The following is a 6223-nucleotide window of genomic DNA, read 5'->3' as shown; positions in this document are numbered from 1 at the left end:
AATGTCCGGGGTCTTGTCTTTCTTTCTGGTCATAGTTTTGCTCCTTGTTACATGATAGGAAACTATGACCGTTTACACACTTTATCTTACAGACTCAGCAACGCTGATTATATTATCCATCACCTCACATCAAAACCAAATTCCTATACAAACATCCCAACACTTTACTTGATCATCGTACTGGTGATTGCGGTTCTGGCTGTGGTGTTTGCGTTGCAGAATTCGAAGATAGATCATCAACCTATAAATAAATGCCTGTGCCCCGGAAATGTCCCATCCAATGCTGATACAACTTGGAATTATTTTCCCTATTCCTTACGTTACATGTAACGGATTGAATAAAACAAATGGAGGCAAAGTATGAAGGTCGTTACTGAAAGGGTAAAGCGTTACAGAGACAAGCTTCGGGAGCGTGGGTTAAGGCCGGTGCAGATTTGGGTGCCGGATACGCGGCGTCCCGGATTTGCGACGGAGTGCCGTCGTCAATCGGAGTTGCTCAAGATGGATGCTCATGAAAAGGAGATGCATGACTTCCTTGAACAGGCTGCCGATCGTGAGGGCTGGGAAGCATGAAACGCGGCTCGGTTGTAACGATTGCGTTATCGGGCGATTATGGTAAACCTCGGCCAGCATTGGTTGTACAATCCAATTATTTCTCGGAACACCCATCGGTGAGCGTCTTGCCGATTACCAGTGAGTTGCGTGAAACGCCATTGTTCAGAATCGACGCTGAGCCTGATGAAAACAACGGATTGCGGAAGCGTTCACAGATCATGGTCGATAAAATTCAGACCGTTCCGGCAGAAAAAATCGGCCAAGTCATCGGCGTTCTTGACGAAGCAACCATGATGGAAGTAAACCGGGCGCTTGCGCTGTGGTTGGGTTTTGCTGGAAATTCAGCGTGATTGAGTCAAGCTGATGGTAACTTTTACGCCGCAGTGCCTCATCCAACTCAAATTCCCATAAAACAATGCCAACGCTCTATCTGATCGTCGCACTTCTCATTGCGGTTCTGGCTGTGGTGTTTGCGTTGCAGAACTCGATGCTGGTCACCGTATCTTTTTTTAGCTGGACAATCACTGGCTCGCTCTCGCTGGTTTTGTTGGCGACACTCGCCATCGGCGTACTGATTGGGCTGCTGGTGCTTTCGCCAGCTCTGCTCAAGAAAACCATCAAATCATCGAGTCAGCGTAAACGCATCGATACGCTTGAAAATGAAGTCAGCCAGCACAAAGCTAAAGTTGCAGAACTTCAGAAACCTGTACCGACTCTTTCGACGGCCGAGACGCAGCAACCATCGCAATCATCGAAAGAAGATGGAAATGGGGAATAAAGTAATGGCAATTGAGCGGCAGGGAATTGTTTATCAGAGGAGGGGGGAAATAAAAAAAAAGACGGTGACGAGCAACGTGTTGCATCATCACCGTCGATAGATCGGTTAAGAATACCTTAACGGTAATCCATTAAAACCTCAGTGGCTCAGTACCTTGACGAAGAACGCTCTTCGCGGGGCTTTGCCTCGTTGACCTTGATGTTTCTGGAGCCAAGCTTGCTCTCGTTCAGAGACGAAATAGCCTCATTCGCTTCCTCGCTGTTTGACATTTCAACAAAGCCAAAACCTTTGGAGCGTCCAGAGAATTTATCCATGATAACGCTTGCTTTGTTGACGTTTCCAAATTCGCTGAAAGCGTCGTGAAGGTCAGCATCAGTGACTTCGTAGTCAAGATTTCCAATGTAAATATTCATAGGTGTGATACCAGTAATCGTGCTTTTTATCAAAGAGATGGGCCGACAAATAAAAAAAAGCACAAATTACTTGAGAGCGTTTGGTTCAACTTCTGAACCGAAGCATCATTATAACATAAATCCGTGTATAAAAAAATTAAATATTGAAGGCTTTTTATAAATAAACTCGTATGAGCATATGCTGTAAGCACATGCAGGTTTTGAAACCTGTTGGTTTGAGGATATTTATTTCACCCGGATGCCTCATGGCGCACTGCCGTGTCGGCAAATGCCGACGGCGCCCGGAACCGTTTTTTACAGTTCGGGCACCGTCCACCACGCCTGTGGCTCGTTCATCCGCCCTTTATCGGCAAGTTCGCAAGCAAAGGATCAATCCGCATCGGGGTCGAAATCGAAGAACGGCTCTCTGCAGGCCAGACGGAACTCCAGAATGTGCGGAATCGGCCCATCCTTTTTGGCGAGCCTGAGCGTGTTCTTGCCCGGACGGACGACAACCTCTCCGATGGTTTCCACGGTCTGCCGGTCTTTATACCAGCCCCCGGTAACGGTGGCCAGAACAGTGGAGAAGGTTTGCGGCTTGGCGTCATCGGGGTTGATGACAATCTCTACCGGACGTTTGTCCGCCGCCGTGTAAACGCATTCAAGCACTAACGTTATCGACTTTTTCCCTGTGAATGTGAACTCATAATCCGCCGAAAGAGGGACATTGCTGCTGATGATGACGCCTGCGCCATAAATACTGTTTTTGTTCAGCGGAGGATTTCCGATGAACGATATTGCCGGAATATCGATCACCTCCGCGACCAGCCGGAACTCCTTCATGTGCGGCGACCAGGGGCCGGGTCGGCTGATCTTCAGCGTGTTCATGCCGGGCATCAGCGTCACCGTTCCGATCCGCGCTGTTCGCAGGCCGCTGGTATCCCACGCCCCGGTGCTGTACTCGAGGGCTGCCGGATTGACAACGGCCCCGTTGAACTCGACCTTGACCGGGCGGTTATCCGCCGAGGCGAACAGCGCTTCGAGCCGCCTCCTCACCGGTTTGGAGCCGGTGTACTGGAACTGGTAGGTCAACACCCACTCACCGGGAATGTTGGCGCAGATGATGCCTGGGCCATACTTGCCGATGTCGAACGTGCCTTTGCTTTCGCTCGGAATGAACGATTCGGCGGGAATCCGCAAAATGCCGCCGCCCACCGGAGAGAGCACGGCCTGTATATCCTTGATTTTCATGCCTTTGACGCCGCAGACCTCTTTGCCGTTCACCCAGTCGGTAAAGGTGCCGTCGGCGCGAAGGGCGCGATAGTGCAGTTCATAGCGCCTGGCAAGGCCGCCGGTCAGTTCGACCAGAAACTCCTGCAAGGGCGACCCGTTGCCGCTCTCTGCGCCACAGAGCTTGCCCTCGCTGACCCAGTCGTGAAGGCATCCGTCCGCCGAGGTCGCGTAGTAGCGCATCGACAGACCGGGCACCTTTTGCTCGAAGCTGATCTTGAAGCCGCTTATGGCCACGCCGTCCGCGGACTTCGCCGTCTCCACCCTGGTCTTCGGCAACACGATTGGCCCCTCGTCGCTGCCCATCGGACGCTCCCAGTACATCAGCACCAGCTCCCGCAGCTCAGGACTCAGCAGTTCATAGGTGTAGCGGATCTTGTCGTAGCGGATTACCTCCCACAACGCGGGGGACTTGATGGTATCCTTCCATTTTTCCGGCTCGTTGGCAAGCGTCACATCTCCGCCGACCGCCTGGAAGGCGATCTTTTCGTTCATGCTCTGGCTGCTCTCCTGCTTTTCCGACGACGAGCCGACGGTAACGCCCGCCGAGGCGCTGAAAGCTCCGAAGCCTCCGGCGATTGCCGCCGAGGTGGTGCTTTTGAGCGTCTCGATTCTGGAGTTCTCCACCTCCTCCTTGGCGTGCACGAAAAAGAGCCGTCCGCCAAGCGTGACCTGACGGCCGATGATCTGGCCGTATTTCTGAAACACCTTTGCCAGCGCCTCCTTCGGGTTGGCGTCGGCCAGCGCGTTTTCGACCGCGCTCACAAATCGCGGCGACACGACGGCGCATTCGTCGAGATCGACCCTGACCCGGTCGAGATCGTACATGCCGATGATATAAAGCGTACTTTTCTTGCTCGACTGCGCCTCCTTGTAGCTTCTTTCGTGCGAGACCGACGCGCTCACCCAAGGGGTCGAAACGCTTGCCGTCACCGAGGTGAAGCCCGCCGAAACCATGGTTGCCGACTTCGAGGTATAGGTGATTTCTGTATTGATCTTCGCGGAGAGGTGCTCGCAGTTGAAAAACTCTCTCGATTCCGGGACTTTCCACCACAGGGCAGGCGCGAAGCACTCCTGGGGCGTGCTCGCTTCACCTTCGAAGAAGGCTTCGAGATCGAGACCCATGAGCATGTCGCTGTTGATGGCCAGCGCCAGCCACTCCTCATCGGTCAGGGCTGCCGCCGAAACGACATTCTGGCGCACATTGGGGCCGGGCGCGAATCCCAGATCGGGCAGCTTGATGGAGACGCCATCCATGCCTTTGAGCACCGGGGCGGAAAGGTCCATTGCCATACCGGGCTTCAGCGCCGGAGGCGGAAGCGGCTGCGGTTTCTGGAGCTCCTGTGTCCGGATGCGCACCAGGCGATCGACGATCCCTTGCTTCTCGCCCTGCAGCACGGTTTTGATCACGTCGGGCAGGAGGTCAGAAAGATCGTCATACCCGGCATCCAGAAAACGCTGGATGTAACCGGCCGCCTGGTTTTTGCTCAGCCAGGCTCCTGCTGTTGTTTGCGATGACGCCGGAGCTGGAGTCGGCGCTGGCGCAGTGCCGGAGCCGGAGGTTGCCGAACCGGAAGGCTGGGTTCCAGACGCTGGAGTCCCCGATGCCGGTTGAGCGGTCGTGCTCGATCCCTGTGCCGGAGCCGGAGTCGGCGCTGGAGATGCAGAACCCTGTGCGCCTGTTGCCGGAGTGGCTGGGTTGTTGATGGGCATAACGTGTTATTGGTTTCGTTATCTGAAAAAAACTCTGTCTGAAAGAACATATCAGTTCCATAAGAGTCATGTCAGGCCTGAAACGAGGGTTAGTCGCGTCAGCAGAAAGCGGATGTGCAGGGATGAAAAAAAGCGGCCAGCCGCGCTCGCGCGCTTTGCGTTGCGTGGAAGCGATGTCGCGCCGGTCAATCATCGAGGCGCGATGATGGGTGGAGGTCGAGCCGATCAGAAGCCAACGTCAGGCGGTCGGCATTTGCGGGAATCGGGGGCTTAACAGCACGTCCGGCGAGCCGGAGCGAGCCGGGCAGGAAGAGTAAACATAGAGGTAATATGTTCAGATGCGGGTTGTGGCGCTCGCTGTGCTGCATTGCGATTGAAACTTATATCTCGCAAAAATAGAATAATTTATAAGTCCGGCAAGTTTATCTGCGCCGGGCAGGTCACTATTCCCGAAAAAGTGCGCGACGTAAAAGAGTGGAGCCGTAAACATTCATTTTATTTCAAACACACTCAGCAGAATCTGGTCATGGAAAGAAGCTTTGCGACGCGGCAATCGAGCCTGTTTTTGTTGCGCTCATAAATTTTTCGCCTCGATATTGGTCGTCGGCGCGTTGAATAGGCGCTCTTTTTCGTGTTATCTTGAAAAGTCAAATCTCTGCAAAAACCGTAAACGGGAGTGATGATGAAGACGGATGGATCGAACGGAAATATGTCGCGCTCGGTCGTGGTGTTCGGGGCGCTGGTTGCCATCGGCTTGATTGTCGGAGCGTTCGTGCTTGGCTATCAGACACGGAACATCGGATCGGGGCGCTCGTCGGTCGTCGTCAAGGGGTTGGCCGAAAAACCGGTCAGGGCGGACAATGCCGAGTGGCAGGTGACGGCCAAGGCGTTCGGCCAGACCTTCCCGGAGGCGCTTGAGAATCTTCGCAGAGAGAAGGCGGCGCTCGACGGCTTCATCGGCAAGTATGGTTTCGGCAAATCCGCTCTCGACGACAAGGCCGAAACGGTTGAACCGAATTTCGTCACTCGTCAGACAGGCGAGCGGATGATGACCGTCCAGGAGGGCTTCGTCGGACGCCAGACGGTCGTGGTCAGTTCCGGCTCGCTCGACAAGATCATCGCGGCCAGCAAGGGGGTGATGGATTACAAAGCTTCGGGCCACGAGCTTGAATATCAGGAGCCAAGGTATCTCGTTTCCAACCTCGAAGATGTCAAAATGTCGCTCATCAGCGCGGCTACCGAGAACGCGCGGAAGCGGGCCAGGGAGTTCATCAAAAACAGCGACGCCAAACTCGGAGCCATGCGTTCAGCCTCACAGGGCGCGTTTTATATTTTGCCCAACACGGCGGATGCTCGGATGGACGATTATGGCGGAGTCTATGACAAGAGCACGATCGACAAAATCGCGCGGGTCGTCGTGACCGTGGAATTCAGGCTTGAGTAGTCTGCTCCCCGGAAGGGCAGCAAAGGCAATTTCCATCAACATCAATACGAA

9 protein-coding genes are annotated in these 6223 nt (G+C 54.2%); 6 read left to right on the top strand and 3 right to left on the bottom strand.

Going from position 1 to position 6223, the window contains the following annotated elements; all coding sequences use genetic code 11:
• The 4 genes from EST62_RS13680 to EST62_RS12635 form a co-directional block, all read left to right on the top strand.
• A partial coding sequence (locus EST62_RS13680) for a hypothetical protein (protein WP_209019445.1) occupies positions 1-330 on the top strand: 330 nt, incomplete at its 5' end.
• A gap of 30 nt (positions 331-360) precedes the next feature.
• Positions 361-573, top strand: a complete 213-nt coding sequence (locus tag EST62_RS12645; protein ID WP_129052426.1) for an antitoxin MazE family protein — start codon at positions 361-363, stop codon at positions 571-573.
• Positions 570-905 (top strand): type II toxin-antitoxin system PemK/MazF family toxin, encoded by a 336-nt coding sequence (locus EST62_RS12640; RefSeq protein ID WP_129052425.1) that lies wholly within the window; start codon positions 570-572, stop codon positions 903-905. The genes EST62_RS12645 and EST62_RS12640 overlap by 4 nt, the downstream gene beginning before the upstream one ends.
• Positions 906-970: 65 nt before the next feature.
• The gene (locus tag EST62_RS12635; protein ID WP_129052424.1) at positions 971-1333 is read left to right on the top strand and encodes a lipopolysaccharide assembly LapA domain-containing protein; all 363 of its coding nucleotides are present in this window, start codon (positions 971-973) and stop codon (positions 1331-1333) included.
• A gap of 146 nt (positions 1334-1479) precedes the next feature.
• On the opposite strand, the gene EST62_RS12630 is transcribed toward EST62_RS12635, so the two are convergent.
• A complete protein-coding gene (locus tag EST62_RS12630; RefSeq protein WP_129052423.1) occupies positions 1480-1746 on the bottom strand; it encodes an RNA-binding protein in 267 nt (88 codons plus the stop codon).
• Positions 1747-2115: 369 nt separating this feature from the next.
• The gene (locus tag EST62_RS12625; RefSeq protein ID WP_245153658.1) at positions 2116-4425 is read right to left on the bottom strand and encodes an MAC/perforin domain-containing protein; all 2310 of its coding nucleotides are present in this window, start codon (positions 4423-4425) and stop codon (positions 2116-2118) included.
• 104 nt (positions 4426-4529) lie between these two features.
• Between EST62_RS12625 and EST62_RS13830 the strand changes: the two genes are divergently transcribed.
• Positions 4530-4721, top strand: coding sequence for a hypothetical protein (locus tag EST62_RS13830; protein ID WP_245153656.1), 192 nt, complete (start codon positions 4530-4532; stop codon positions 4719-4721).
• Between the two features lie 192 nt (positions 4722-4913).
• On the opposite strand, the gene EST62_RS12620 is transcribed toward EST62_RS13830, so the two are convergent.
• Positions 4914-5096 (bottom strand): hypothetical protein, encoded by a 183-nt coding sequence (locus tag EST62_RS12620; RefSeq protein ID WP_129052421.1) that lies wholly within the window; start codon positions 5094-5096, stop codon positions 4914-4916.
• 311 nt (positions 5097-5407) lie between these two features.
• Here EST62_RS12620 and EST62_RS12615 point away from each other — a divergent pair, with 311 nt between their 5' ends.
• Positions 5408-6172: an SIMPL domain-containing protein gene (locus EST62_RS12615; RefSeq protein ID WP_129052420.1), complete on the top strand. Its 765-nt coding sequence runs from the start codon at positions 5408-5410 to the stop codon at positions 6170-6172.
• The last annotated feature ends 51 nt before the right edge of the window (positions 6173-6223 follow it).

This window comes from Chlorobaculum sp. 24CR (assembly GCF_004118635.1).
Taxonomy (GTDB): domain Bacteria; phylum Bacteroidota; class Chlorobiia; order Chlorobiales; family Chlorobiaceae; genus Chlorobaculum.
The sequence above is the reverse complement of the archived record's forward strand: the minus strand, read 5'-3'. Positions and strand labels throughout refer to the sequence as shown.